This is a genomic window from Armatimonadota bacterium (genome assembly GCA_018268395.1).
Lineage (GTDB): Bacteria > Armatimonadota > Fimbriimonadia > Fimbriimonadales > Fimbriimonadaceae > JAEURO01.
This window is the reverse complement of sequence record JAFDWQ010000001.1, coordinates 391,514-416,726: the sequence shown is the minus strand read 5'-3', so window position 1 is coordinate 416,726 and position 25,213 is coordinate 391,514. Positions and strand designations below refer to the sequence as shown.

Annotated in this window: 21 protein-coding genes; 7 read left to right on the top strand and 14 right to left on the bottom strand. The window is 63.3% G+C overall.

The annotated features are described in order from the left end of the window. Positions 1-41 precede the first annotated feature (41 nt). On the top strand, positions 42-2,615 hold the full coding sequence (gene mutS / locus JST30_01760) for a DNA mismatch repair protein MutS (GenBank protein ID MBS1713042.1): 2,574 nt from the start codon (positions 42-44) through the stop codon (positions 2,613-2,615). Positions 2,616-2,782: 167 nt separating this feature from the next. Here mutS and JST30_01755 read toward each other — a convergent pair whose 3' ends face one another. Further along, on the bottom strand, positions 2,783-3,244 hold the full coding sequence (locus JST30_01755; protein MBS1713041.1) for a hypothetical protein: 462 nt from the start codon (positions 3,242-3,244) through the stop codon (positions 2,783-2,785). Between the two features lie 515 nt (positions 3,245-3,759). Between JST30_01755 and JST30_01750 the strand changes: the two genes are divergently transcribed. Continuing rightward, complete coding sequence (locus JST30_01750; GenBank protein MBS1713040.1) at positions 3,760-4,563, top strand: hypothetical protein; 804 nt, start codon at positions 3,760-3,762, stop codon at positions 4,561-4,563. Here JST30_01750 and JST30_01745 read toward each other — a convergent pair. From JST30_01745 to JST30_01710, 8 genes are all read right to left on the bottom strand, one after another. Continuing rightward, complete coding sequence (locus JST30_01745) at positions 4,551-4,718, bottom strand: hypothetical protein (GenBank protein ID MBS1713039.1); 168 nt, start codon at positions 4,716-4,718, stop codon at positions 4,551-4,553. The two genes, JST30_01750 and JST30_01745, sit on opposite strands and share 13 nt — an antisense overlap. Further along, entirely contained in the window at positions 4,715-5,653 is a 939-nt protein-coding gene (locus JST30_01740; GenBank protein ID MBS1713038.1) for an IS1595 family transposase, read from the bottom strand. The genes JST30_01745 and JST30_01740 overlap by 4 nt, the downstream gene beginning before the upstream one ends. Positions 5,654-5,795: 142 nt before the next feature. Then, a complete protein-coding gene (locus JST30_01735; protein ID MBS1713037.1) occupies positions 5,796-6,074 on the bottom strand; it encodes a hypothetical protein in 279 nt (92 codons plus the stop codon). A 53-nt stretch (positions 6,075-6,127) separates the two neighbouring features. After that, complete coding sequence (locus JST30_01730) at positions 6,128-7,180, bottom strand: hypothetical protein (GenBank protein ID MBS1713036.1); 1,053 nt, start codon at positions 7,178-7,180, stop codon at positions 6,128-6,130. 545 nt (positions 7,181-7,725) lie between these two features. Then, entirely contained in the window at positions 7,726-10,986 is a 3,261-nt protein-coding gene (locus JST30_01725) for a hypothetical protein (GenBank protein MBS1713035.1), read from the bottom strand. 240 nt (positions 10,987-11,226) lie between these two features. After that, complete coding sequence (locus tag JST30_01720; GenBank protein MBS1713034.1) at positions 11,227-12,039, bottom strand: methyltransferase domain-containing protein; 813 nt, start codon at positions 12,037-12,039, stop codon at positions 11,227-11,229. A gap of 10 nt (positions 12,040-12,049) precedes the next feature. Then, entirely contained in the window at positions 12,050-13,105 is a 1,056-nt protein-coding gene (locus tag JST30_01715) for a response regulator (protein ID MBS1713033.1), read from the bottom strand. 2 nt (positions 13,106-13,107) lie between these two features. Then, the gene (locus JST30_01710) at positions 13,108-15,051 is read right to left on the bottom strand and encodes a PAS domain S-box protein (GenBank protein ID MBS1713032.1); all 1,944 of its coding nucleotides are present in this window, start codon (positions 15,049-15,051) and stop codon (positions 13,108-13,110) included. A 204-nt stretch (positions 15,052-15,255) separates the two neighbouring features. On the opposite strand from JST30_01710, the gene JST30_01705 reads away from it, so the two are divergent. Then, positions 15,256-15,972, top strand: coding sequence for a hypothetical protein (locus JST30_01705; GenBank protein ID MBS1713031.1), 717 nt, complete (start codon positions 15,256-15,258; stop codon positions 15,970-15,972). A 58-nt stretch (positions 15,973-16,030) separates the two neighbouring features. Here the strand turns inward: JST30_01705 and JST30_01700 are convergent, their stop codons facing one another. Further along, a complete protein-coding gene (locus JST30_01700) occupies positions 16,031-16,255 on the bottom strand; it encodes a DUF1232 domain-containing protein (GenBank protein ID MBS1713030.1) in 225 nt (74 codons plus the stop codon). 93 nt (positions 16,256-16,348) lie between these two features. Here JST30_01700 and JST30_01695 point away from each other — a divergent pair, with 93 nt between their 5' ends. Then, complete coding sequence (locus JST30_01695; GenBank protein MBS1713029.1) at positions 16,349-17,422, top strand: hypothetical protein; 1,074 nt, start codon at positions 16,349-16,351, stop codon at positions 17,420-17,422. Here the strand turns inward: JST30_01695 and JST30_01690 are convergent. The 3 genes from JST30_01690 to dut all read right to left on the bottom strand — a co-directional run bounded on the left by JST30_01690 (position 17,419) and on the right by dut (position 20,832). Continuing rightward, a complete protein-coding gene (locus tag JST30_01690) occupies positions 17,419-19,290 on the bottom strand; it encodes an NPCBM/NEW2 domain-containing protein (GenBank protein ID MBS1713028.1) in 1,872 nt (623 codons plus the stop codon). The two genes, JST30_01695 and JST30_01690, sit on opposite strands and share 4 nt — an antisense overlap. Before the next feature lie 72 nt (positions 19,291-19,362). Beyond that, the gene (locus tag JST30_01685) at positions 19,363-20,394 is read right to left on the bottom strand and encodes a hypothetical protein (GenBank protein MBS1713027.1); all 1,032 of its coding nucleotides are present in this window, start codon (positions 20,392-20,394) and stop codon (positions 19,363-19,365) included. Positions 20,395-20,397: 3 nt separating this feature from the next. After that, entirely contained in the window at positions 20,398-20,832 is a 435-nt protein-coding gene (dut, locus tag JST30_01680) for a dUTP diphosphatase (protein MBS1713026.1), read from the bottom strand. Between the two features lie 544 nt (positions 20,833-21,376). On the opposite strand from dut, the gene JST30_01675 reads away from it, so the two are divergent. Beyond that, complete coding sequence (locus tag JST30_01675) at positions 21,377-22,195, top strand: LamB/YcsF family protein (GenBank protein MBS1713025.1); 819 nt, start codon at positions 21,377-21,379, stop codon at positions 22,193-22,195. Further along, positions 22,186-23,013, top strand: coding sequence for a hypothetical protein (locus JST30_01670; protein ID MBS1713024.1), 828 nt, complete (start codon positions 22,186-22,188; stop codon positions 23,011-23,013). The genes JST30_01675 and JST30_01670 overlap by 10 nt, the downstream gene beginning before the upstream one ends. Positions 23,014-23,036: 23 nt before the next feature. Here JST30_01670 and JST30_01665 read toward each other — a convergent pair whose 3' ends face one another. Continuing rightward, on the bottom strand, positions 23,037-24,125 hold the full coding sequence (locus JST30_01665) for a hypothetical protein (protein ID MBS1713023.1): 1,089 nt from the start codon (positions 24,123-24,125) through the stop codon (positions 23,037-23,039). Between JST30_01665 and selD the strand changes: the two genes are divergently transcribed. Further along, entirely contained in the window at positions 24,124-25,185 is a 1,062-nt protein-coding gene (gene selD, locus JST30_01660) for a selenide, water dikinase SelD (GenBank protein ID MBS1713022.1), read from the top strand. The genes JST30_01665 and selD overlap by 2 nt on opposite strands. The last annotated feature ends 28 nt before the right edge of the window (positions 25,186-25,213 follow it).

Here is a 25,213-nt window from a genome sequence, read left to right as displayed (position 1 = left end):
GGACTTTGCGCTTCGTCTGGGGCCTCAGGGGGTGGGCCATACTGGACGGGATGCGGGCGCGCACGCCGATGATGCAGCAGTATTTCGCGGCGAAAGCGGCGCACCCCGGCGCGATCGTGGCGATGCGTGTCGGCGACTTTTACGAGTTCTACGGGGAGGACGCGGAGGTCGCGGCCCGCGAGCTCGAGATCACGCTGACGGGCCGTGAGGACGGTGAGAACGGCCGGATCCCCATGGCGGGAGTGCCCTTCCACTCGGTCGAAAAATACTTGGCGCGCCTTGTCGCGAACGGGGTCAAGGTCGCCCTGTGCGACCAATTGGAAGACCCCAAGAAGGCGAAGGGGCTCGTCCGGCGCGGGGTCACACGGGTCCTCACGGCCGGCACGGTGCTGGAGGACTCGATGCTCTCGTCCGGTTCGAACAACTTCCTGGCCGCCGTTTGCGTCCAGGACGGCCGGGCGGGCCTTGCGACGCTGGACCCGTCGACGGGCGAGTTCCTGGCCACTGAGATCGAGGGGGAGCAGCTCGGAGAGCGGCTGCTTCAGGAACTGGCCCGGATCCGTCCCGCGGAGCTTCTGACCGGGCCCGAAGAAGAGCGGATCGGAGGCCTCGCGAAGGAAGGCTTGTCCGTATCCGTCACGTCGGGGCAGAAACCCGGTACGGACCGCGCCGAACGCACGCTCCTCAAGCACTTCGCCGTCGCGAACCTCGCCGGGTTCGGCGTCGGCGACAAGCCCAGCGCGGTCGTCGCAGCCTCGATGATCCTGGACTATGCGACGGCGAACGGGCTCTCGCTGGTGCACGTGGACGGGCTCGGCACGTATTCGGTCGACGCGTTCGTCCGGCTCGACCCGGCTACGCGACGTTCGCTCGAGCTGACCCAGGCCATGACAGACGGGAGCAAGCGCAATACGCTGCTCGGAGTCCTGGACACGACCATGACGTCGATGGGGTGTCGGAACCTCCGGCGCTGGATCGAGCAACCGTTGCTCGACGCGGGCGAGATCGAGCGCCGACACGACGCCGTCGCGAGGTTGGCCCAAAACGTGATGTGCCGGGGAGACATCCGGGACGCGCTGAAAAGGATCCAAGACATCGAACGGCTCGTGTCCCGCTGCGCGACGGGCCTGGCTTCGCCGAGAGACCTGGTGGCGTTGAAACAGTCCCTCCTCGCCATACCCGTCCTGGACGAACCGCTCCGAAAGGTCGCGCTCGGGGCCTTGTTCGACGTCCGTCAAAGGATCGACGACCACGAAGACCTGGCCAGGGCACTCTCCCAGGCGCTGGTCGACGAGCCGCCCCTCAGCGCCCGGGACGGAGGAGTGTTCCGGCCTGGACACGACCTGGAGCTGGACAAGCTGCGCGAATTGAGCCGCGACGGCAAATCGTACATCGCCCGGCTCGAAGCCGCCGAGAAAACGGCGACAGGGATCGAGCGGCTCAAAGTCGGCTACAACAGCGTCTTCGGCTACTACCTGGAGGTGCCGAAGAACCTCGCCGACAACGTGCCGGACCACTACATCCGGAAGCAGACCACGGCTAATGCCGAGCGCTATATCACGGCCGAACTCAAGGACCATGAGAGCGCGGTCCTCGGAGCGGACGAAAAGGCGACGGCCCTTGAAGAGGACCTCTTCGTCCGGCTTCGGCAAGTGGTCGCGTCCCGCTCTCCCACGCTTCTCGCGACGGCCCGCGCCCTTGCCGAACTCGACGTCCTGGCCGCGTTCGCTGAAGTGGCCGTCCAGCGGCGCTACGTCCGGCCTGAAATCGTCGGGGCCGACGTGCTCGACATCCGGCAAGGCCGTCATCCCGTCGTCGAGTCGTCCGGCCTTTTCGTACCGAACGACGTGGAACTGGACGAGGGCACGCGCGTCGTCGTCCTGACCGGCCCGAACATGAGCGGGAAGTCGACCTACCTCCGCCAGACCGCCTTGATCGTCTTGATGGCCCAGATCGGCTCGTTCGTCCCAGCCGCGTCGTGCCGAATGGGGCTTTGCGACCGCATCTTCACCCGGGTCGGGGCGAAGGACGAACTGGCACTCGGCCAGTCCACGTTCATGGTCGAAATGGTGGAGAGCGCGAACATCCTGAACAACGCCGGCGAGCGATCCCTTGTCGTGCTCGATGAGGTCGGTCGCGGGACGTCGACGTTCGACGGGCTCGCGATCGCGTGGGCGATGGCCGAGCACTTGGCTTCGGGCCGGGTCAAGACGTTGTTCGCGACCCACTACCATCAATTGAACGAACTGGCGACACAGGCCGAGGTCGTGACGAACATGCGGGTCGCTGTAGAAGAGGTCGGGGACCAAGTCGTTTGGACGCACCGGGTCCTTCCGGGAGGGACGGACCGCTCATACGGGATCCAGGTCGCCAAGATGGCCGGAGTTCCGCCGTCGGTCCTCCGTCGGGCCCAGGAAGTGCTCTCGCGGCTCGAAAAGACCGAAGCCCCGTTAGAAGCCATCGGCCCGTCGTTGCAGACCGTCCAGCTCCGCTTGTTCGAAGCCGAGGAACCGGAAGTCGTCAAAGAGCTCCAGGGCCTCGAAGTCGACAAACTGACGCCGATCGAGGCCCTGATGAAGCTCGACGAGTGGAAACGCCGGTTCGGCTTGAAATAGGTACGGAATGGCCGGACCTCCCGGTATGTAAGCGGAGCCCAACGGGTTAAGCGGGACTTTCGGTGTCTAAGCCCGAATCACGACGTGGGAAGGAAGCATCTCACCCAAGTTCCGGACGAGTTCATCGGCATGCTGGACCTGGGGACACGATCAGCTCTGCATATGCCTTAGTTCCTGACGATCCAATTGAAGTGATCGTGGGTCGTCGTCCAAACGAACTTCGATACGACCCCTGTCCTCGTGAGTGTGAGGCGCGCCCGTGTGCGGTGCGTCGTTGGGTCGACGAACCGCGATAGATCTCCCGCAGCAACAAAGTTGAACGTCTTATACGAGGTCGTCAACGTGTCTTCGATTCTGTCGACCGGATCCCAAGAACCGATCTGATAGTTCCAGAGTTCGATGGTGTGCTTAAACGAACCGCTCGTGTCGATTTTCGCCTTGCAGGTCATCGAGATGCTTTGAGGTGCCAGGAACGGGCTGATTCCTTGGACCTCGAACTGGATCGATGGACCGTTGGAATTGGGCACGATGAACTTCTGAATCACAAGACCTGCCCCGTCAGCTCTGTCGAGGTCGGAAACCGACCCGGAAATGGTTTTTCCGAGCTTTACGGCCAAAGTATCAGGCACGATCCTCCGGTAGTTTTCCTGTGGAGTATGGAAGCATGACAGCATCTGCAAGTAGCTGCCGTGTAACAGCCTACTGCCATCCGGCGAGTAGTCTACACGCATGGTCTTTGAAAGGTCTTCGTCGATGAGGGCAAGGGTTTCACCGGTCCAGGTCGAAACGACGAAGAGTGAAGCCGAGTTTTGATCGGCGCCGGTTGTTGAGACGGTGACCATCGTTTGCAGATCGGGACTGACGGACGCCGGGGCGCCTGAGACAGTGCGCAAGACCGCTCCAGTCGTGGAGTCCAAGAAGCGGACCAAGTTGCCTCCTTGACTGACAAGGATCGCACCGTCCGTGCTTTCGCGAACGATAGGATTCTCACCCGTATCGAAGAGATGGGGGAAATAGTTGGCAACAACTTACTTGACGCACGACGATCATGGTAGCCCTACGCCTGACCGAGCCTGACCCAGCGGACCGCCCAGCGGTCGCGCCGTGGGTGGATAATCCGAGTGGGCTACTCAACCTTTGGGACATGGTCACAATCGGCGCGTCAAGGTTCATCCAGATTACGGCTTCGCTCGCGAAGGTCGAGCAACTGAGCCGCATGCCCACTCCGTTGCAGGCCAATCAGATCGACCCGGCAGTACGGGAAATGATGGTCAAGCAGATCGGGGACTCGGTAGAGGCCCTTGATGGTCTAGGCCTGCCGATGACGGCGATGCAGTTCAAGCGCTTGCTGGACCTGGTGCAGGGGAACTGCTCTTATGCTGAACTTGGCGCGTGTTGCGGGGCGACCCATGAGAGGCTCAGGGACGAGTGCCGACTGTCCACTTGGCTAAAGCTGGACGACGAACGGGCCGGGCACTACACGAACCCGACGGCGAAACTGGATCTTGAGCCGTTGCTCACCACGTTTCCATCAGCCGTGCCCGACTTGTTCGAGTCGTCAATCTGTTACGCCCTGGACAGGGGCACTGCGAGCGTCCTGCACTCCGTTCGGTCGCTAGAGATTGCGGTCAGGGCACTGTGGTCGTCTCTTGGACAGCCGAATCCTAGAGAACCGAAGGGCTGGGGCGACTACGCGTCCTGGGCCCGGGAGTACATCCAGAACCCGAAGAGGGAGCCACGTCCGCCGGACTGGCCGCTAATGCGTCCTTTTTATGAGTCTTGCGACGGTGGCCTCCAGGCCGTGTACAAGGCTTGGAGGTGTCCTGTCGTTCACGAACCAGAGCGGACGTACACTGCAGGCCAGGCCAAGGAGATTCTGGAAGCGGCCAGGGGACTGCTCGGCTACCTGTCCGTACACCTGGACGAGAGCGGCACTTATTCGCCCTGAGGCTTCTTTCGGCTCTTGCGCTTCGGCCTAGTCGCCTCTACTTCGTCCAGTTCCTTCTTGGGGACTTGGACGATCTTCTCAATGAACCCGTCAAGGTTTCCTAGGTCGGGCTTTCGGACGCGGCCCGCGCCTTTTTGCTCTTTTTCTGAACTCAAACTGTCGTCCATCCAGCGGCACCCGGCTTGCCTGTCAGTCTGGCATAGGTGAGACGCCGCCCGACCGAACCGGACAGGACTTCGGAGAACCTTTCGCCGTCCGTCAGGCCCTTGTTGTTGTAGCGCCATTCCTGTTCCGAGCAGTAGCGGTGCAACTGCCACGGCGAAGGGCAGATATAGGTTCCCTTGATGGAGCGCTTCAGAAGGCTCCAGAAGTTCTCCATGCCGTTCGTGTGGACGACGCCACGGACGTACTCGACCATGTGATCCACCGAGTAGTGGTGGTACCGCGAACGGAGCATGACGTACCCGTTGTGGGAGTCGGTGTAGAGGTTCGAGAAAGGCTCGACGCGCGATGTGATGAACGCCTGGATGCTCTTGCCCCGCGAGTCCCGTGCGACTTCGAGTGTGACGCGCCCGTCGCGCTGTAGCGCGCCTAGGACGGTCGTCTTACCGACCATGCCACGCCCGGTCACCTTGCGGCCCTTTTTGTGCTTGTTGGACAATCGCCCACCGATGTAGCACTCGTCCGCTTCGACGTGGCCCGACAGTTTCTCAAAGGTGCCCGTCTCCATCGCCATGCGGATGCGGTGCATCATGAACCAAGCCGTCTTCTGCGTCACCTTCAAGTCACGGGCGATCTCGTAAGAACTGACGCCGTTCTTGCAGTTGGCGATGAGCCACATCGCCGGGAGCCACTTGGACAGAGGGACCGGGCTGTCCTCGAAGATCGTCCCGACCTTGGCGGAGAACTGGCGCGTACAGCCGTTGCAACGCCAGACCAAGCGGGTTTCGATGAGCTTGACGTTCACACAGCCGCAACGCGGGCAGGCCACCCCATTAGGGAATCTGTGCGCGATGAAGTGGTCGAACGCACGTCGCTCGTCCGCGAAGTACGTCACCACGTCCAAGAGGGTCGTCGGCTGTCGCTTCATGGCTCTAGTATAGCATCATTTTCGTGAGTCAAGTGCCTAATGAGAAAAAAGACCCTGACCGTTGGTGGAAGCTTGGACTATTGCCGGATCAAACGCCGGATGGCTGAACTGTGGGCGATGGAGCCGCCGCCGCTGGACGAACTCATGGCTTTGGCCAAAGAATCCTTCGCTCTTCCGCTCCCACGCTTTCCGGATCAAGCGACCATTCCTGCCCGGCACGTTCGGTCTCGAAGATGACAGCCTCGGCGTCGTACTTCTCTGCTTGCTGTAGGCACCCGTTGATGATGTTCACGAGCAGTGGGGTCTTTGGGTCGAGCGGGTCGAGGAAGCGAGAGAATCCCTTGGCTTGTTCTCGTTCCTCGTCAGCACGGTGGCGGAACATTTTCGCTATTCGGTCGGCTGTAGTCTTCTTGAGTGTCATTTAGGCCCTTGGCCCCGGCCCGAGACCTGGCAGTCCGCCGGGGCCACCCGACGTTACCTGGATTTGAACCTACCGTGCGTCAAGTACGTTGATGCCAAATAGTTGCCGTTAAATCTATCGTAGATCTTGTAGATATTCTCGTATCCGTTTTGGAGCACAAGTTTTCCAGATGGCAAGAATTCTGCCCGGGAGTAGTACCCGTTTCCCCCCGTGTCTGCCAGAACGAGGCTCCAGTCCATTGTCTCGAAAATCCACGTTTGTGTATTGAGAGATCCGTGTTCACCCACGAGGACCCCTGTGACCACCAGAAGACTTCCATCAGGGGACAGGGCCACGTCGTACGGGCCATAAGGCTGCGCGAAGCCTTGTGTGAAGAGAAGTGTGCCGTCCGACACGCGCCAGACATTGACGGCGCGGTCGGTGAGCGTGGCGACCATGTCCCCTTGTTCGGACCAATCCCATCGGTCTGGGACTTCCATGGGCAAGGATCGAAGGAGACTACCGTCGGATGTCCTGCGGATCCTAACGTAGGAGCCCGAGAACACGGCGAACGATTCGCCCGTCTTCGACCAAATGAACTCGCTGGAAACATAGTCTCCGTAAGGGAATGTGACCGTCTCCACGCCGGAGTACACGTTATGAGCCGTCAGCTTGATGTCCTTTGCGCCGTACGATACATAAACGATCGATCCATCAGGCGACAGGTCGATGTCCACTGGTTTCTCGGGAAGCGAAAAACTCGAGACGAAGGAAAGGTCAGGCATCGAGTAAACGGTACAAGTGGCGCTTGTCGAGTCGGCTATGACCACTTGCGACTCGTCCGGAGTGAGATCGGCAAACGAACTGCCTGACATGGGTACAAAAGCGAAGAGTAGTTGGGTCGCAGCCGACCAGACCCGCACACCGTCGTTGTTGCAGGTCACGACGTACGCCCCGTTGGACGTTACGGCGATGTCCTTACCGTTCACTCCTGTCGGAAAGCTGGCCAGCAGAGATCCAGAAGGATACTCGTAGAGCTTGGCGCTCGAACCGTTGAAGAACGCGAAGCGTGTCCCAGTCGCGTTTCGGGCTAAGACTGCCGGGTTGGAGCAAGGGAAAGTCTTCACGATATTGCCCGTTGCCAGGTCGACTTCTCCGATCGTGTTCGATGTACTCCCATAAAGAAACCGCTGATCGCCGGCCATTAAGGCCAAATTGCAGCCCACAGGGTCAGGTTTCAAGAATTCCAGTAACTTCGACGAACCGTCGGAAACCCACATCTGGGCTACCCGGTTCCTTCCTGACGCCTTTCCGAACAGCCCCAAGAGGCGGGTGCTATCCGACGTGAATTCAGCGCTGCCCCCGCCAGCTCCGGATATCGGGATCGAACCGATGAAAGGACCAGAAGAGTCGAAGACGTACGCCCTTGAATCCGATACCAGGGACACCATCCGCCCGTCGGGAGAGACTCGGACCTTGGACGCCAGATGAGGGGCTGGAAGTTGCCAAAGATAGTCTGGCCCCGTCGCGTCTGCGGCCGAACCTAGGCACACCGCCATCAAGAATGAGACAATAATCTTGTGGCCTTTATGGCAGCTCCGCATGTTTCATTGTACATTGAAACCGTGCCAATGAAGCCAACAAAATGACTCTTTGAAGGCCATCCGCTCCGCTACCTGGCAGACTTCACCAACGGTACCGGAACGGACGAGCGCAACCTGACCGGGCCGATCAAGCCCGACTCGAGCAGCTTCGAGTCCTTACGGAAGAAGTGCCACGTCGTCCAGGCGACCCGGTCCGACTTCGGGCGCGGCTTCATGTCCAAAGCCCAGTCGGGCAGTTTGGCGATCGCCGATCCCCGCCATTCGTTTTCGTCCGGAAGCTGCTCGTCGCCGATCAGCCGGTTCGGCCAGAGGTTCGTGACCTTGACTTCGAGGCGGTTCGCTCCGCTTTGGACGGCTTTCGTGACGTCGAGGCGGAAGGGCGCCTTCCAAAGTGTCGGGAAGCGCCGACCGTTCAACGTGACATCGGCGAAGTTCTTCACCTTTCCAAGGTCCAACCAAACGGTTTGACCACCGGCCCTTACGGACGGTGCGACGTCGAAGGTCGTCGTGTACGTGGCCGTGCCGGAGAAGAACTTGACACCGGAATCCGTGTTCTCGGTCCATGAGGCGAGGGTATCGAAGCGGGCTTGTGCCGGTGCGCCCCGGCCCTTCTGGAACCCGACGGTCCATGGCCCCTTCACGGGCGTCTCTTTGGGCGCCGGAACGCGCCATGTGCGGGATCCGCCTTTCGAGTCCGTTACAGCGTAGAAGCCGGGGTTCCAGACGAACATCTTGCCGTCGACGAACTCGAAGTCCGGTGGTACGTCGTCGGGCTTGACCGGGACGAACGCCAGGACGCCGTTCTCAGCGACGGTCGTTTCGATCCGTTTGCCGTCCACCGTGTACACGATCTTCAGGTGCTTGACATGGTTGTACGTCGGATCGCCGAAATTGCTGTTGTTCGCCGAGATCTCGGTCGACCCCTCGGCCACCATTTGGGCGACCTTCTGCGTGACGTCGACGCCACCGGTCCCGTCGACGGCTTCGTACCGCGCCGACACGACCCCGATCTTCGGCGTGACCGGGACGCTCCCGCTCGGGTCCAACCTTTGGGCCGTAGCGGTGTGCGCGCCCTTGGCGGGCTTGCGGAAGACGACGAAGACGGACTGAGCCGGACCGAACGGCAGAGTCACGTTCGTCCGTCCTCCGGACCGCTGCCACAAAGGGGCCGGAGACACGGACCCTGTCTCTGGATCCCAAAGTTCAGGCTCCAGGTCGGCGACCCTGAACCCGATGGTCCGGGTCACGCTCGCGTATTTCGGATTGGCCACGAAATATACGTCTGACTGATCGACCAAACGGTGGATCCAGTTCAGTGACGTCGCGGGGGCTCCGTTCACAGTGACGTCCGGTCCGACCATCGACTTCAAGACGTCGGCGAGTGGTGACGTTCCGTACGTCTTTCCGCTCCCGTACCGGAATCCGCCGCTTGGACCGCCGTCCGGCCCCCAGACTTTGTCGGCCAGTGCCCGAACCGCCTTGTCCGCGTCCGGGCCTTCGCTTAAGCTCGGCGAGAACTGAGGCTTTGGCCCGACGACCGTCGCCCCGGCGCGGACGAGAGCCTCGACGGTCTTCAGGGTCCTCAGGGTCATGTAGCGGCTGTCCGGCAGAACAAGGAGGCGATAGCGCATGCCGGACGGAAGCACGGTCTCGCCCTTGTCCACGCGGGCCTTTTGCAGAACGGTGAGGTCGCACCCGTCGTAGTCGTAGCCGTTAGGGACGACCGTTCCCTTCATCATGGGCAGGTCGTTCGGGCCCTCCTCTCCCGTGAAGACGAGGACGTCCGCAACGAAGCGGCCAGATTGAAGAAGGTACTGGCACCGAGCGATGTACTTCATCCAGGCCGAGCCTTGGTCCCACCACGTCTCGGTCCGGTCAAGGTGCATGCCCCACGGGCCCATCGTCATCCCCGGCTCGACGCCGGTCCACGGCTGGTGCGCATAGCGGTGGAAGATGTAGCGGTTGATGCCGTAAGAAAAGATCCTGTCTCCGAGCGCCTTGATCGAATAGGGGTCGATCTGGAAGCGGCCCTGGTTCTCGTCGGCCGTGAACGCCTCGGCACCCACGAACTTTCGCCCGTTCGTATGGGCCGCGGACGCGGCCAACTTCGTCGTCTCCTGAGCCATGCCGTCGAACGACCAGAACTCCCCCATCGGGACGTCGGCCATTCCGCTGACCTGCAGGTTGTCGAAGGACCCGTTCCCATAACCTTCCGTCGAGAACAGGAGCCCGTTCTTCCGGCACAGTTCGCCAAAGTAGGCGAAGTAATTGTCGGCGAAGAGGTCGCTCACCGTCCTCCTGAGGTCCCAAAGGAAGCGCTCGCTGGTCTCTCCGCTTCCGATGAGCCGGCCCGTCACGACGGGCAGGAACGGCAGCGGGTCGTACCCCCTCCTTTTGGTGAATTCTTCTCTGAACTTCGGGGTCCAGTTTTGTGACCCGACCTCGTAACTGTCGATGAGGGCGTTGTTCAGCCCCTTGCCAGAGACCGGTCCGTTCGCCTTAAGGACGGTGTCCATCATTCCCGCCCAGTGTTGGTCCATAGCCTCCCGGCTCATCTTGTCGATTTCCGGTCCATAACCAGACGGTGGAGACGGGTGGTTCCCCTTACCCGTCGGCGTATGTCCGAGACGGATCAACGTCCACTCGCCTGCCGGGGCGTCGAAGACGACCTTTCCGTCGGGGTCGGCTTTCAACATACGGACGTCACCGATCGGAACGGCCAAGTGCTCCGGGTAGTCCGTCGTGTCCGGAGCGATACGGTCGCCACGGTCGAACGCGGCCTTAGCCCTGATGTTCGGGATCCTGAACGTGTCGTCCTGAGGTTTCCGGACGGCGTAGACGGCGATGTCGCGGTAGAAACCGAGCTTTGATTCAGGTTGAGGCAGACGGCCTTCGAACCGCGAGGGGCCTGTGACCGGAGTTTCGCTCCACGTCAGGATCTGCATCGCGTGTTCGGGCGTGACCCACGGCCCGCCACTGCTCGACCAGCCGGCGCAGTTGTGCACGCAGATCTCGATCCCGAGGCGCTTCGCTTCCCGGAACGCGTGGGCGACGGCCTCCTTCCACTGTGCCGACATGAACGGCGTACGCCCTTCCGGGATGTCGCAGTCGACGTTGAAGATCTGGGCTCCGCCGAGACCGATCCGCTTCATCGCCTCGAGGTCGGCGGTGATGCCGGCTTTCGAGACGTTGCCGTTCATCCAGTGCCACCAGGTATGGGGCTTCGCCGAGTCCGGCGGGTTTTTGAAACCGGCTTCGAGCGACGTCTGCGCGAACGCGACACCGGGAACGACGGCCAAGGCAAAGGCCAATGCAAGGAAGGACCGCATCGCGTCGGAGACTACCCGGCAGACCTGCGAGCAGGACGCGATCTCCGAGAGGGGCCGTCTCCCTCCCCCCTGAACCCGAAGTCTATGAAGAGTAGCCTGAGCCGGAGAGAGGGGGACTGCCCGACAGTGTGTTCAATCATTAGGACGGAGGATTCGTGCCCGATGCTCCATCGTTCCTGGGCCGTCCGGCAAGTTCCGAACGATCGAAGGGCACAGTAGGGTCGGACGACGCTGCCAGGATCAGTCCCGGACGGCGACGATTTCCACGACCATAGGGGACACCATGACGGCGCCGGGAGCCTTCTGGGCCTCGGCGAAATCGTCGATCGCCTCCTCGGCTTCCTCGCGGCTCAAATGGCCCTGCTCTGCGAGCCGTAGGGCACTCCCGTTGATAAAGGCCGCCGGCCACTGCCACGTCAGTGTGCCCGGCTTCATCGAGAACACGACGGGCTCCACCCGGGTCAAGGAAAAACCCGCTTCACTTAAGAGGGACGGCAGCACGCGTCCGATGTCCGGCTCTCCGCCCGTCTCTCGCCAACTCGTCTCGGGCGCCTCGACGAACCGTGTGTGCGGGGGGCGTGGCGGGAGGAACGTCCAGGTCCCGTAGTCGAGGTACTCGTGGACGACGAACCGTCCGCCGGGACGCAAGGCGCCCGCGACTTTTGCGACGACGGTCCGCGGATCGCTGACGAACGAGAGCACCCATCGGCACCAGGCCGCGTCGTAGCCGGTGGCCCCGAAATCGTCCGTGACGAGGTCGGTCGGGCGGAACCGGGCGTGCCCAAGGCCGAGCGACGCCAGTCGGTCACGGCCGTAAGCGATGAACCGCTGCGACCGCTCAAGGGCCACGACCTCGCCTGACGACCCTACGACTTCAGCAAGGTCGGACGTCGCAAACCCTGGTCCGGCCCCTACGTCGAGCACGCGCGACCCCCGGTCGATCCCGGCACGCTCCCATACCGCGGCCGTCCGCGACCTCCAAACGAGGTGCTGAAGCCCTAAGCGCGAGATCTCCTCGTCATGGGTGCCGAGGACATAGTCCTTGTCCGCCATTCCGTCGAATCTACTCGATGGCGTCTTTCTCGTAGTCGTCAAGGTCGATACTGAGAAAGGCGTCCACGATATCGGGATCGAACTGCTTTCCACTTTGATAGCGGATCTCGGCGACGGCCTGGGCCACGGGCCATGCTTCCTTGTACGGCCGTTCGTGCGTCAAGGCGTCGTAGACGTCGGCGACCGCGACGATCCGCGCCGCTAGGGGGATGTCTAGGCCGGGAAGCCCCGCGGGATATCCTGAACCGTCCCAACGCTCGTGATGGGACAAGGCGATGTCGCGCGCCATCTCGAGAACGGGTGATCGGGCGTCGCCGATGATCTGGGCGCCGATGACCGTATGCTTCTTCATCGCTTCGAACTCGGCGTGCGTGAGCTTGCCTGGCTTGAGTAGGATCTTGTCGGTCACTCCGATCTTCCCGACGTCGTGCAAGGGCGCAGCCATGCGGATCACGTTCTGTGAAGCCGCGTCCAGGCCGAGCGACACCGAGATCGCCGAACTCATGTGTCCGACGCGCTGCGTGTGATCGCCCGTGATGTCGTCCCGGTATTCGGCGGCCCTGGCGAGAGTGTGGATCGCTTCCGACCGGGCGTCGTGGAGTTCGAACGTCCTTTGAACGATCATCGCCTCAAGGTCGACGTTCTGTTCGCGCAAGGCGACCTGGATGTGCCTCATGTGGAGGAAGTTCCGGATGCGGAGGACGAGTTCGGTCGCATCGAACGGTTTCGTGATGAAGTCGGAGGCACCAAGGTCAAGCGCTTTCTGTCGGGCCTCGGTGGACTCGTCGGCCGTACAGACGAGGACCGGGACGAACTCTCGGACAGCTCCCGCCGATTTAAGAAGGGCGAGGACTTCATAGCCGTCAAGGACGGGCATGTGCAGATCGAGGAGGATGACGTCCGGCCTGTACCTTCGGTACGCCTCGACTGCCTTGGTGGGGTCCGTAACGCCTTCGACCGCGCAACATCCGGTCCCCTCCAGCAACCGCCGGACGACCTTGACGTTCTCCAGATTGTCGTCGATGACCAAGGATCTTGCGTTGTCGAATGTCCAACTGAGCTGCATCGTCACCCCACTTGGGTCAGCCGGGACTTGACGATTTTCGCAAGCGATTCGAGGTTCACCGGCTTGGTCAGATAATCGAGCGCCCCTGCCTTGAGGATGCGCCGCATTTCGGACGGCGTCGCATCGGCACTGATGACGACGACGGGGATGTCATGGGTCCTCTCGTCGGATTTCAAGTGGACGAGGACGTCATAGCCGGACATGTCCGGAAGATGGAGGTCGAGGAGGATCAGGTCCGGGAGTCGTTCGAGCGCGAGGACGAGTCCGATCTCTCCTTGCATCGCGGGCAGCAGTTCGATCCCGCCCCACATCCCGAAGGCGAGCTCGAGCAGACGGTAGTTCGATAGGTTGTCCTCGATGTACAGGACCGTCTTCGGGCCTTCGAAACGAGGGCCTTCGCCAAGTCGGCGCGACAGTTCGCGTTCTTCCAACGGCAGGGCCGCGACCGTCGGCACGAGACCGATGCTGAACGTCGATCCGGACCGATCGGAGCGGGCCAACGTGATCGATCCGCCCATCAGTTCGAGAAAGCTCTTGGAGACGGCCAGACCAAGCCCGGTCCCTTCCTTGCTCCTATCGCCGAACCGTCGGAACGGTTCGAAGAGGTGTCGGGCGTCCGCCTCGTCGATCCCCTGGCCCGTGTCGGTCACGTTGATCGAGAACCGCTCGACTTCACGGTCGGACGTGACGTGGATCCGACCGCCGGGACAGTTGTACTTGACCGCGTTCGAGAGAACGTTGATCAAGACCTGGAGGATCCGGCGCCTGTCGGCCAAGACCATGGCCCCTTCCATGGATTCCTCGTCCACGAGGACGGTCAGACCGGACCGCTGGGCATCGGGACCGATGAGGTCGAGGGCTTGCCGGACGACTTCGGTGACCGAGACCGGCTCGACCGAGAGTTGCAGTTTGCCCGCTTCGATCCGGGCCAGGTCGAGCACTTCGTTGATCAAGTTGAGCAGGTGTTGCCCCGCTTTCAGGATCGCGCCCGTCGCTTCTCTCGTCTCCGGGTCCGTCCGTTTCATCTCGATGAGCTGTGCGAACCCGAGGACCGCGTTCAAGGGGGTCCGAAGTTCGTGGCTCATCCTCGAGAGGAACTCGCTTTTGGCCGCACTCGATTGTTCGGCCATTTCTTTGGCCGCTTTCATTTCACGCGCGCGCTTGGCGTCTGTGACGTCGCGGACGACACAGGTGTAAAGCCTCGCGTCTTCTGTGACCGTCTCCGTCACTGCGATCTCCATCGGGAACCTCGCGCCGGACTTTCGGACTCCCGACGTCTCCCGGACGACTCCGGCTCCAGAGGGGACCTCGTCCCGTCCGACGGACACGTACGTCTCCACGGGATCGTCCGCCATTGTCAGCGACGTCAGCGGACGGCCTTCCATTTCGCCTGGGTCGTATCCGAAGTAACGGTGGACGGCCGGGTTGGCCGTCATGATCCGCCCGTTCCCGTCGACGGTCAAGATCCCGTCGGCAGCAGTGTCGAAGACGGCCTTCAACAGGGACCGTTCCCGACTGAGCGCATCCTCCGCGGCCTTGCGCTCGGAGATGTCGCGCAAGGTGCCCGTAAAGACGACGCCGTCCTCGGTCGGCGTTTCCGCCACCGCAAGTTCCAAGGGGAATTCGGTGCCGTCGCGCCTCCGGCCGCGGACTTCACGACCGATCCCGATGATCTTTCGGACGCCGGTTTCGAAATAGTTCCTCAGATATCCGTCGTGGGCCTCGTGATAAGGGGACGGCATCAGGACGCGGACGTTTTGGCCACGAAGTTCGTCTTCGCTGAAGCCGAACATCCGTTCCACGGCCGCGTTCGCCGTGATCACGGTACCGTGACGGTCGATCGTCAAGATCCCGTCGACGGCCGTTTCCACCACCGCTCTCAAAAGGTCGGCGTACCGAGTCGCCGAACCTTGGTCTTCTTTTCCCGAACCCGTTGCTCCTGCCATGGAGTCCCTGATCGCCCTCTTGCGGCCCAGAATTATTGATAGATGATACCGAACTAATGTGCAGGAGAATCAAGCCGCGTCCTGACATCGTGCGACGACGAGGGTCTGGGGCCGCAGGATCGTCGAACGTTGGTACGTGGCGAGGAGAGCAGTGAACCCACGGACGAGTCCGACGTCCAATCCGGATTGGAGGTCTTTACACCCATGAAGAAAGTCTTCGTTTTCACTCTCCTCGCCCTTGCCGTGGCGGGCTACGCCCAGGGCGGCGCAGCCGGCGGCGGCCGACAGGCACGACAAGGCTTCGGGCGCAACAACAACAGCATGACCGGCCTGCTCCAAAGAGCCGACGTCCAGAAAGAGATCAAGCTCACCGACGATCAAAAGGCGAAGCTCGGCGAATTGAACCCGCGCGGCGGTCGGGGGGCCGGCGGAGGTAACGCAGCCGGTGCCGGAGGCGGTCGGGGAGCGGGCGGAGGCGGAAACGCCGGCGGTGCCGGCGGCGGCCGCGGAGCCGGTGGCAACGTCGATCCGGCCGAGCGCCAGAAACAGATGGCCGAGAGGGAAAAGGCCGTCCTGGACGTTCTGAACGCCGACCAGCAGAAGCGGCTGAAAGAGCTTTTCCTCCAGCGCTCGGGCTACCGTGCGCTCGGTCGCGAAGACGTCCAAAAGGACCTTGGACTTTCGGCGGATCAGACCGCCAAGATCAAGGGACTACAAGACAAGCAGCGCGAAGCCAACCAGTCGATCATGGAGAAGGTCCGCAACCAGGAACTCGACCGACAAGAGGCCCGCGACATGCAGACCAAGAACGATAAGACCTTGAACGACGAACTGGGCAAAGTCCTGACCGCCGATCAAGCGGCGAAGTTCAAGACGATGCAAGGTGCGGCGTTCACGTTCGAGGACGAGAACGGCGGCTGACGCCCCTTCGTCTGTGCCGTCGAGCGGCCCGGTCGGATCCGACCGGGCCGCTCGCGACTTATTTCGCCAACGCGACCGTCCGCCGCTTCTTCGCCCACTTCCGCCAGGAAGCGACGGCGACGACGGCCAGGACGACGGTGACGACTCCGTCGTCGAACCAGCCGAGTAACGGGATCAGGTCCGGGATCAGGTCGACCGGAGAGACATCGTAGAACAGGGCGACCAAGACCGACAGGAGCGCGCTCCAAGGCGCCCGAGGGGCCGCGGGCAGGACTTTGTCCACAAACGCTTTGACGACACGTGCGCTGCCGAAGATGCAGCGGACTAGGCCTTCGCTCCGATCGGAACCCTCAAGCCCTCCTGGTACGATCGCGGTGTGAAAGCACGAACGTGGACCCGGGTGGCCGCTCTGATCGGAGCGTTCGCCGTCTTGCTGCCCGGCGCCGTCGCCTTGGCCCAAGAAGTCCGGTCGGTCGCCGACGTGATCTTCGGCAAAGCCTATCCCCTCTCGATGAAACCGGCCGACATTCCCGCCGACTTCAAACCTGTCAAACTCAAAGTCGCCGGCTCGGGCGGTGGCGGCTTCCTCGACATGATGGGCTCGATGATGATGCCGTTCATGATGATGGGAGGCGCGTCGGCGCAGAACTCCGAGGGTTCCGAAATTTTGTCCTTGATGGACATGAGCTGGACGAAGGGCGACGTCGTCCGGATGCAAGGCAAGGACTTCATCGTCACCTACAAGTGGAACCTTGACCTGATGCAAGCCATGGCGAAGCCCGCCGCCGAAGGCGGAGGGGAGACCAAGCCGGGCGACGTCGTCAAAGCGATGGAACTGACTTTGACGTTGGTCGCGGTCGACGGGCTTACGTCGATCAGTCCGGTCGGCAACTTCACCAAAGACGACCTCCTCAAAGCCATCGAAAAGGCCGCGCAGGCACCGAAGGAGCAACCCGGAGCAGCACCTGACGAGCCTGAAGGGGCCGCTACGTTCGGCGCCGAACCCGCCGACGACGCGACCAGGGGACTCAGTAACGTCAAGCAGATCGCGGTCGGACTCATGATGTACGTCACGGACTACGACGACGTCTTCCCGTACGCGCAGTCCACGAAAGCCGTCCAATACGTGACCTACCCTTACATCAAGAACTTTGACGTCTGGAAGACGCACAACCCCAAAGGAAGCCAGTTCAACTTCAACATGGCGATCGCCGGAGTGTCGGCCACCGCCATACCGGACCCGGCCGAAACCGTGATGGTCTATGAGTCAGCCCCGCGTCCCGACGGTCGGCGGGCGGTGGCCTTTGCGGACAGTCACGCAAAACTCGTTTCGAGCGCAGACTGGGACAAGCTCAAGCCGACCCTGAGCCTAAAGCTGAAAAAGTCCGCCAAACCGTTGCCCCTGGATTACGCCAAGGACTGGAAACCTGGCGGCACGGGAACTCGCTAACGGAGCGACCACTCCGCAAGGGCGCCTCGTTCGCCCTTGCGGAACTTGGCCTCCAGTCTGAACGTCTTCGATGCGACGTTCGCGAAGGACGCCTGGGTGACTGGGCCACCGTCTGGGGCCGGGCTTCCAGACGCGACCGTTTGCCAGCCTGCGTCTGACCACGCTTTCATCGTCCAATTCTCCGGCAGGCCGACGGGCGTGCGCGCCGAAAGGTCTTTGACCCACGTCACCGACGTCCCAACGGCCGAAAGCGGCCTGGGAAACCGGTACTCGATCCACACCGACGAGCCTGTCCGGCCGTCCCACCCGAACGCGGGCGGAGACTCGTCCAGGTTCGCCGACGCTTGGCCGTCAGCGATCCATCGCGAACGTCCCCTTCCGACGTCGCTCGCCCGGATCTGCACCATCGGCCTGTCCGCCGCGTAGGGCCACGAAGCAAGCGCGAGGTTCTTTGGCTTTGCTTTGGGATCGGCGAGGAGGGCCTTCCTGTTTTCCGCGTTCGTCCGCATCGTCAGACATTGACCCGGCGTGAACCCGCCCGACACCGTCTTCGTGACCGGATGCTCGATCCGGCAATCGAAGTAGTACGACATGGTGTTGAACACGTCCGGCGCAAAGGTGTACGTCCTCTTCGTGCCGTCGTCGAACGACACGCCGAGCTTGCGGCCCTGAAACGGGACGAACAGCTCGTATCCCATGGCCTCTAGCGCTTGAGTTCCGGGATCGGGCGGAGTGTCGGGAATACCGTCGCCGTCGAACACCCGGTCGGCGTCGTCGATCGGAGTGCCGCGCCGGACAGTGTCCTTCATAAGGTCGAACACGTCGTCGATCGTCTTCGGGCGCAGGCCGAACGTGTGCGCGAGACCGAAGTAATGCCCGAGTTCGTGGGCGAACATGCCCGGGTCTTCGCTCAAGGCCGGCGAAACGATCCGTCCGTCAGAGTAGTTCTCGGAACTCGGCCGGTCGACCCAACGGGATTCCTTCGCGTCCCATTCCCACATGGATCCTCGTCTCATGACGATGACGATCTTGTCGGGCCACTGCTTTGCCAAGGCGGACCGCGCGGCGGTGTGTTCCCGCTTGCCCGTCTCGGCCGGTGGCTTGTTCCGGTCGTCGAGTGTCTGTCCGCCCGCGTCGAAGTCGCGGTTCAACGTCGTGTCGTTCCGGACCTCGACGTCGTCAGGGTCGAAGGTGAACGAGACGGCCAAAGGCCGGAACGCGCCGTTCAAAAACCGGACGACGTCCGGAATCCGCTCCTTGTCGAACACCCTGGCGTTCGTTCCGTCGGAGTCGGCGCACATCACGAACTTGAGGGGGAAGCTGAGGGGCTTGGTCGCGACGGGAGGGAACGTCCGTTCGGGAGGGAACGCATAGGCGCTTTCGGCGACGGCTTCGTCGGTCGACTCGCGCATTTCGACCTGTGCCGATGCCCAGGCTACGGCCGCCGCCTTGGCGGCTCCCGGTGCTCGCTGGACTTCGAGTTTGATCCGGGAGACCCCTTCGAGCGGGATCCGGATCTGGGTGGCCGGCTCTCCGGTCTTCTTCGCACCGCTCACGAACACGGGCTCTTCGTCGGCGAGGACTTTGAAGACGACGGCCGCGTCTGCGGGCTCGCCGTCCTGGACTCCGACTTCGGCGAAGAACTGCCGGGCGTTCTTTCCCGTGTTCACGATCCATAGCGAGTTGGCGTGCGTCCCGATGCCGCGCTCATAAGTCTTTCCGCCGAGCTTGATCGGTCCTCCGTAGACCGAGGCGTTCCGGCGGGGCCGTCCCCGCGACTGGCGGAGCTTCGTCAAGTCGGCCATGTCGAGGTACGACCAGTGGCCGTCCGTCGGTGACGTCAACGTGGAGAGGAGCAAGGGGAGCATGTCGAGTGCCGCTCAGGCGGGCCTGTTCCGTTCGGACGCGCCGAGGGCCCGACCGTGACGGAGAAATACCGCTCAGCCTCCGCCCGTGGTTCCGCCCGGGGGTTGACCTTGGTCGCCGCCTGTCGAGGTGTGAGGGCTCCAAACGTCGGACAGCATGACTTGGGCCTGGCTTTCGATCGTGTCGCCGGCGGCCAAAGCGGCTTCCGCAGTCTTCGCGGCCTCTCCCGACATGTCTGCGACGAGGACGATCGTGTTCTCCTGTAGGACGCGGACCGTCAGTTTCGTGAAGGCCGGGAGGCTTCGGAACACGTCCAGGGCCGCCCTAGTTGCAGTCACGGCAAAGCTCTCGCCCGTGACCGTTCGGACGGTGACCGAGGCGCTCTGTGTCCTTGGGTCGCTGACAAGTCCGAGGAACGTGGTCTTGTCCGTGGCCTTCGCCTGCAAGGTCGCCAACCATGCCGCGTCCGGCCCGACGCCCGGATCGTGCCGCTCAGGTTCTGGCTTCTTCGGTTCGTCTTTGACTGCGGGGACGTCCGTCGGGCGGCTTTCGGGCGGGTCTTCCGGCCGGGGCGAACCGACCGTCACCTGACCTGTGATCGTGTCGTCGGCTTTGGTAGGGCGCAGGCTCTTGCCGATGAAGAACGCGCCCGTTCCGACCGCGAGGACCGTCACGACGACGAGGGCGATGTAAGGGCCGATCGCAGGGCCCTTCTCAGGGATCCCGATCTGCTTGGCCGTTTCCGCCGATTCCATCAAGCTGATGCGTTGACGGACAGAATCCAGTTTCTGCTTGTCGACCGTCGAATCCGGAACCAGGTCGAGCGCCATTTCATACCACGTCACCGCTTGCGCTAAATCGCCCGAATCGGCCGAGATGTCGCCGAGCAGCGAGTGGGCGGTCGGGTTGTGGGGGAACCTCTTTAGGATGCCGAGGCAGACGTCGGTCGCGGCTTTGGAGTCGCCGCGCATCCGGAACAGGTTCGCCCTCGCGAGGTCCTGATAGACCTCCTGGTCGCTCCCTTCAGCGTCCTTGAGCGGCGCGCCGCATTCCCGGCAGAACGCGGCCCCGGCGTCGTTCGATTGAAAGCAGTGCGGACAGACCATAAGCTATGCGCGACCCGTGCTTCCGAACCCGCCCTCGCCCCTCGTCGTCTCGCTCAAGGCGTCCGTTTCGACCACCTCGACCCGCTCGACCGGAGCGACGACCAATTGGGCCACACGCTCGCCTCTGGACAATTGGACGACGTCGGAACCTAAATTGATCATCACGACCCCGATTTCCCCGCGATAGTCCGAGTCGACCGTCCCAGGCGAGTTCACCAAGGCCAGACCGTGCTTGATCGCCAGTCCGGAGCGAGGACGCACCTGGACCTCGAAGCCCGACGGGACTTCGACCCTTACGCCGGTCCGCACCAGTCGGCGCTCCATCGGGGCCAGAGTGACGTCTTCGTAGCTTCGGACGTCGAGCCCGGCGGCTCCGTCGGAGGCATAGTCGGGCGCGGCCGCCCCGGGCTCAAGGACGACGCGTAAGAGGGTCGGCATGGCAGAATGTTTACCTGGTGGCCACGGGTCCAAGTGTCCGGTTCGAACCTCTCGGCGAAGCCGCCGTCTGCTTCGAGTGCGGAGAGGGGGCCGGAGCCTTCGCCCGCCGGTTGCGCGACGGTGGGCCGACTTGGATCGTGGACGTCGTGCCCGCTTTCGGTCGGGTCATGGTCGCCTTCGATCCACTTCGGTGTTCGGTCGACGACGTGACCGCCCGTTGCGCGACGGTCTTGGCACAGCCCATTGAGGGTTCCTTTCCGGCAAGGACGCACATCGTGCCGGTCTGCTACGAACTGGGTGAAGACTTTGAAGACGTGTGCAAGCAGCTCGGCGTAGGGCACGACGCGTTCCGCTCGCTCCATGCGCAAAAAGACTATGACTGTCACGCGGTCGGATTTTGTCCGGGGTTTCCGTACTTGGGCTGGTTGGACGATCGGATCGCAGGCCTCCCAAGACGCCCCTCGCCGCGACTAGCCGTCCCCGTCGGCAGCGTCGCCGTCACGATGGGCATGACGGGCGTGTACACGCAACCTCGGCCCGGAGGATGGTGGTTGATCGGCCGGACGCCTTTGAGGCTTTGCGATCCGGAATCCGGTCACTATCCGATCAGCGTCGGCGACCGCGTGCGGTTCGAGCCCATCGGACGCGACGAGTTTGCAGGCAGGGACGGGGAACGACTGTGAAAACCATCGATCTGAACGTCGATGTCGGCGAGGGCGTACCCTTCGACGTCGAACTTCTCGACCTTGCCACGAGCGCGAACGTGTGCTGCGGCGCACACGCAGGCGACGAAGGCCTGACGCGGATCACCGTACGTGAATGCCGCGCGACGCACACCGCGATAGGAGCCCATCCCGGTGTCCCCGACCGCGCCTCGATGGGACGTGCGCCGCTGCCAGAGGACTTCGACAGAGCGGCCCTACTTCAGAGCGTCCTCGGACAGGTCGACTTCCTCGTCGGCCTGGGAGCGGTCTATGTCAAACCGCACGGCGAGCTGTACAACGCCTCCGCGCGCCGCGAAGACGTCGCCGACCTGATGTCCGACGTCCTGCGTGCGTGCGGGTTGCCGCTTCTCGGGTTGCCGGGAACGCTGCACGAGGACATCGCTCGGTCCGGAGGCGTGCCGTTTTTCTCCGAAGGGTTCGCCGACCGTGCCTATACGTCCGACGGCCATCTTGTCCCCCGCTCCCAGCCAGGTTCTTTGTTGTGCGAACCGACCCTCGCCGCCGCGCAAGCGCTTGAACTTGCCGACCGGGTCGATTCTCTCTGTGTCCATGGGGACACGCCAGGAGCCTATGAGCTGTTGCGGGCCGTCAAGACGGCGCTGGAAACGGACGAGTACCGGGTGGCCCCGTGCGTCTGAAGGTCCGGACGACCACTGGCGCGGTCTCGCTTCAAAGCGCGCCCGCCTTGGGCGTGCGGCATTTCGGCGTCCCGACGGGAGGCCCGTTCGACACGGGTGCGAGCCGCTTGGCCAACGCCATGCTGGACAACGCCCCGTTCGATCCCGTCTGCGAGCTGGCCCTTGCCTCGATCGAGGCTGACGTTCTGGAGGCCGGTTGGCTGGCTTGGACAGGACTCGGACACCGCTTGTCTTTGGACGGTCTCGACGTGGCTCCCGACTCCCGGCTCTACGTCAGAGCCGGTCAGCAGCTGGCGGTTCGGCCGACGACGGAGGGGCTGCGCGCCTACATGGCCGCCCATGGAGGGTTTCGCCTGGCCGAGCCTGAGACATGGTCGTCTCAGACGTCTCGCGAGCACCCGGCGGCGGTCCGCGCCAAGCCCCTCTGGAAACACGCTACACCCTCGGTCCTTCGCGTCATCACCGAGGTCCCCGGGTCGCTGACCAAGGCGCGAGTGACGAACCGCATCGACCGGGTCGGACTGCGCCTCGAGCCTGAGCACCGGATCGAGACGGCAGGCGACGGGCTGAGCCGGCCGACCGTCGTCGGGTGCGTCCAAGCCACTCCCGACGGCCAACTCCTCGTGCACGGCCCCGACGGCCCGACCATCGGCGGCTACGACACGGTCGGGGTCGTCTGCCAGGCGGACGTTCCGATCCTCGCCCAACTCCGCCCGGGCGAAGACGTCGTCTTTCAGCCTGTCAGCCCGGACGAAGCCATAGCGGCACTAAGGACAAAGGAGCAAGCGGTCGCAGAGCTCTCTGCGACCCTTGGATAATCGGCACCCAGAACCTAAGCCGGTCAGAACCGGAAGAACGTGCCCGCCTGGAACGTGTTCGTCGTACCGAAGGTGAGGCTCACGTTGAACAGAGTCACGCCCGCGGTGAACCCCCCTCGTCCTGAGTAGCCCGCCCGCGCGCCGAACTGCTGCGACAACGGCACGTCGACCCCCATACGCACGTCCGCGTAGTGCGTCCCGACGTTGATCACGTCCAGCGCCGCGACCTGGCCCTTCTCGCCCGTGAAGCCGATCCCGAAATTGATCGAGCGCTCGAACGGGTCGATCGTCGTCGGCGTCAGCGACCCTGGCTCCGTGCCTTCGAAGCCGACGTTCGGCTTGATCAGGTTCGTCAGGACGACCGCGTACTCGACCCGCTTGTCGCCCTTGGACTCCATGTGCCAGCCCAGGTCCACGCCCACGCCCGTCTTGCTGAGCACGTCGTCCCCGCCCATCTCGCTCGCGGCCGTCGACCCTCCGTTCAAGATCTGGTTCTGGTCGACGAAATGGTGCGTGTAATAGCTCCGCAGGAAACGCATCTGCGCGCCGACCGCCATCGCCGTCCCGTCTTTCGTGGTCACGGGCCGGCCATAACCGACGTTGAAGCTCGTGTACCCGTAGCCGTGCCCGTCGAGCCGCATGCCCGGAACCGGGTTGTTGACGTCCGCGCCCGCGTCCGCCCACTGCTTCAATTGCGCGTTCGGCGTGGTGCGGGCCAGGGCTTTGCCTTCGAAGCCGACGTTGATGCCGCTCGACCCCGCACCGATCCGCGCGTTAAGACCGAAGCTCGCGTCGTGGCCGCCGAAATCCTTCGCGATCTGCGAGAGGTCGTCTGGGCTGATGCCGCCCTTGCTCGAGTTCTTGATCAGGTCGTTCGCTTCGCGGAAGTTGACCCCGTCGAGGACGTAGCCGACGTCGAGGTTGGTCAGGCGGAACTTCTGCATGTAGGCCAGACCCGCGGGGTTGGTCGGATAGGCGCCCGTGCCCTCGTAACGGAGGGCGAGGCCCGCGCCCGCCATGCCCGAGGTCTTGCTGTAGCCGAGCGTGAAGTCCGGGCCGGCGCACGCGGCGGCGGCGAGGGCGGCGAAGCCGGCAAGAAGAAGGGGTCTCATGTGTCCTCTCTTCGCACTATACGGTCTGGCGCGGCCGTTCGGCTCACCCCTCTTGCGCCAAAATGCGCGCATGCGTCTGACGCACATGGTCGCCTGCGCCGGTTGAGCGAGCAAGCTGGGGCAAGCCCAGCTGGCCGAGGTCCTCGGCCGTTTGCCGCGAAGCGCCGACCCTGGCCTGATCGTCGGTTTCGAAACGTCCGACGACGCCGGGGTCTTCGTGCTGCCCGGCGGCCAGGCCCTCGTCCAGACCATCGACTTCTTCACGCCCGTCGTCGACGACCCTTCCGATTACGGCCGCATCGCCGCCACGAACTCGCTCTCCGACGTCTACGCGATGGGCGGGCGGCCGCTGACGGCGATGAACGTCTGCTGCTTCGACCCCGACCTCGCCCCGCCCGACGTCTGGGCGGCGGTGGTGCAGGGGATGCACGAGAAGACGGTCGAAGCGGGGGCCGTCCTCGTCGGCGGTCACACGGTCAAGGACAGCGAGCCGAAGTTCGGAATGTCGGTGACGGGGCTCGTCGACCCTGAGCGCGCCCTCCGCAACGACCAAGCCCGTCCGGGCGACGACGTCTGGCTCTCGAAGCCTTTAGGGACAGGCATCGTCACGACCGCGGCGAAGAACGACGCCTGTCCGCCCGAGATCCTCGCCGAGGCGGTCCGCCACATGACGACCCTCAACGCGGCCGCGCGGGACGCGGCCCTCGCCGCCGGTGCGAGGTGCGCGACCGACGTGACGGGCTTCGGCCTTATCGGCCATCTGTCCAACATCGCCCGCGCCTCCCGGGTCGCGGTCGAGATCGAGGCGTCCGCCTTGCCGCTGCTGCCCGAGGTCGCGCGGCTTGCGGCCGAAGGGTGGACGACCGCAGGGGGAGACGCCAACCGCCGCTTCGTGGGCGAGCGTCTGGCGTTCAGTGCGGACGTGCCGGCCTGGGTTCCGGACGTCATCTGCGACCCTCAAACGAGCGGCGGCCTCGCCGTCTGCAGCCGCGGGCCGGTCGAGGGTTCGGTCCGGATCGGCCGGATCGTCGCAGGCGATCCGGGGATCGCAGTTCGCTGAGGTCGGACCGAGCCCTGGAGGGTCGAGC

Excerpts from the sequence above, each read along its gene's own strand:
- dut (MBS1713026.1), bottom strand. The coding sequence starts at position 20,832 with ATGCCGACCCTCTTACGCGTCGTCCTTGAGCCCGGGGCGGCCGCGCCC.
- JST30_01750 (MBS1713040.1), top strand. The coding sequence starts at position 3,760 with ATGGTCACAATCGGCGCGTCAAGGTTCATCCAGATTACGGCTTCGCTC.
- JST30_01725 (MBS1713035.1), bottom strand. The coding sequence starts at position 10,986 with ATGCGGTCCTTCCTTGCATTGGCCTTTGCCTTGGCCGTCGTTCCCGGT.
- JST30_01740 (MBS1713038.1), bottom strand. The coding sequence starts at position 5,653 with ATGAAGCGACAGCCGACGACCCTCTTGGACGTGGTGACGTACTTCGCG.
- JST30_01690 (MBS1713028.1), bottom strand. The coding sequence starts at position 19,290 with ATGCTCCCCTTGCTCCTCTCCACGTTGACGTCACCGACGGACGGCCAC.
- JST30_01705 (MBS1713031.1), top strand. The coding sequence starts at position 15,256 with ATGAAGAAAGTCTTCGTTTTCACTCTCCTCGCCCTTGCCGTGGCGGGC.
- JST30_01665 (MBS1713023.1), bottom strand. The coding sequence starts at position 24,125 with ATGAGACCCCTTCTTCTTGCCGGCTTCGCCGCCCTCGCCGCCGCCGCG.
- JST30_01735 (MBS1713037.1), bottom strand. The coding sequence starts at position 6,074 with ATGACACTCAAGAAGACTACAGCCGACCGAATAGCGAAAATGTTCCGC.
- JST30_01715 (MBS1713033.1), bottom strand. The coding sequence starts at position 13,105 with ATGCAGCTCAGTTGGACATTCGACAACGCAAGATCCTTGGTCATCGAC.
- JST30_01720 (MBS1713034.1), bottom strand. The coding sequence starts at position 12,039 with ATGGCGGACAAGGACTATGTCCTCGGCACCCATGACGAGGAGATCTCG.
- JST30_01675 (MBS1713025.1), top strand. The coding sequence starts at position 21,377 with ATGGTGGTTGATCGGCCGGACGCCTTTGAGGCTTTGCGATCCGGAATC.
- JST30_01685 (MBS1713027.1), bottom strand. The coding sequence starts at position 20,394 with ATGGTCTGTCCGCACTGCTTTCAATCGAACGACGCCGGGGCCGCGTTC.
- JST30_01710 (MBS1713032.1), bottom strand. The coding sequence starts at position 15,051 with ATGGCAGGAGCAACGGGTTCGGGAAAAGAAGACCAAGGTTCGGCGACT.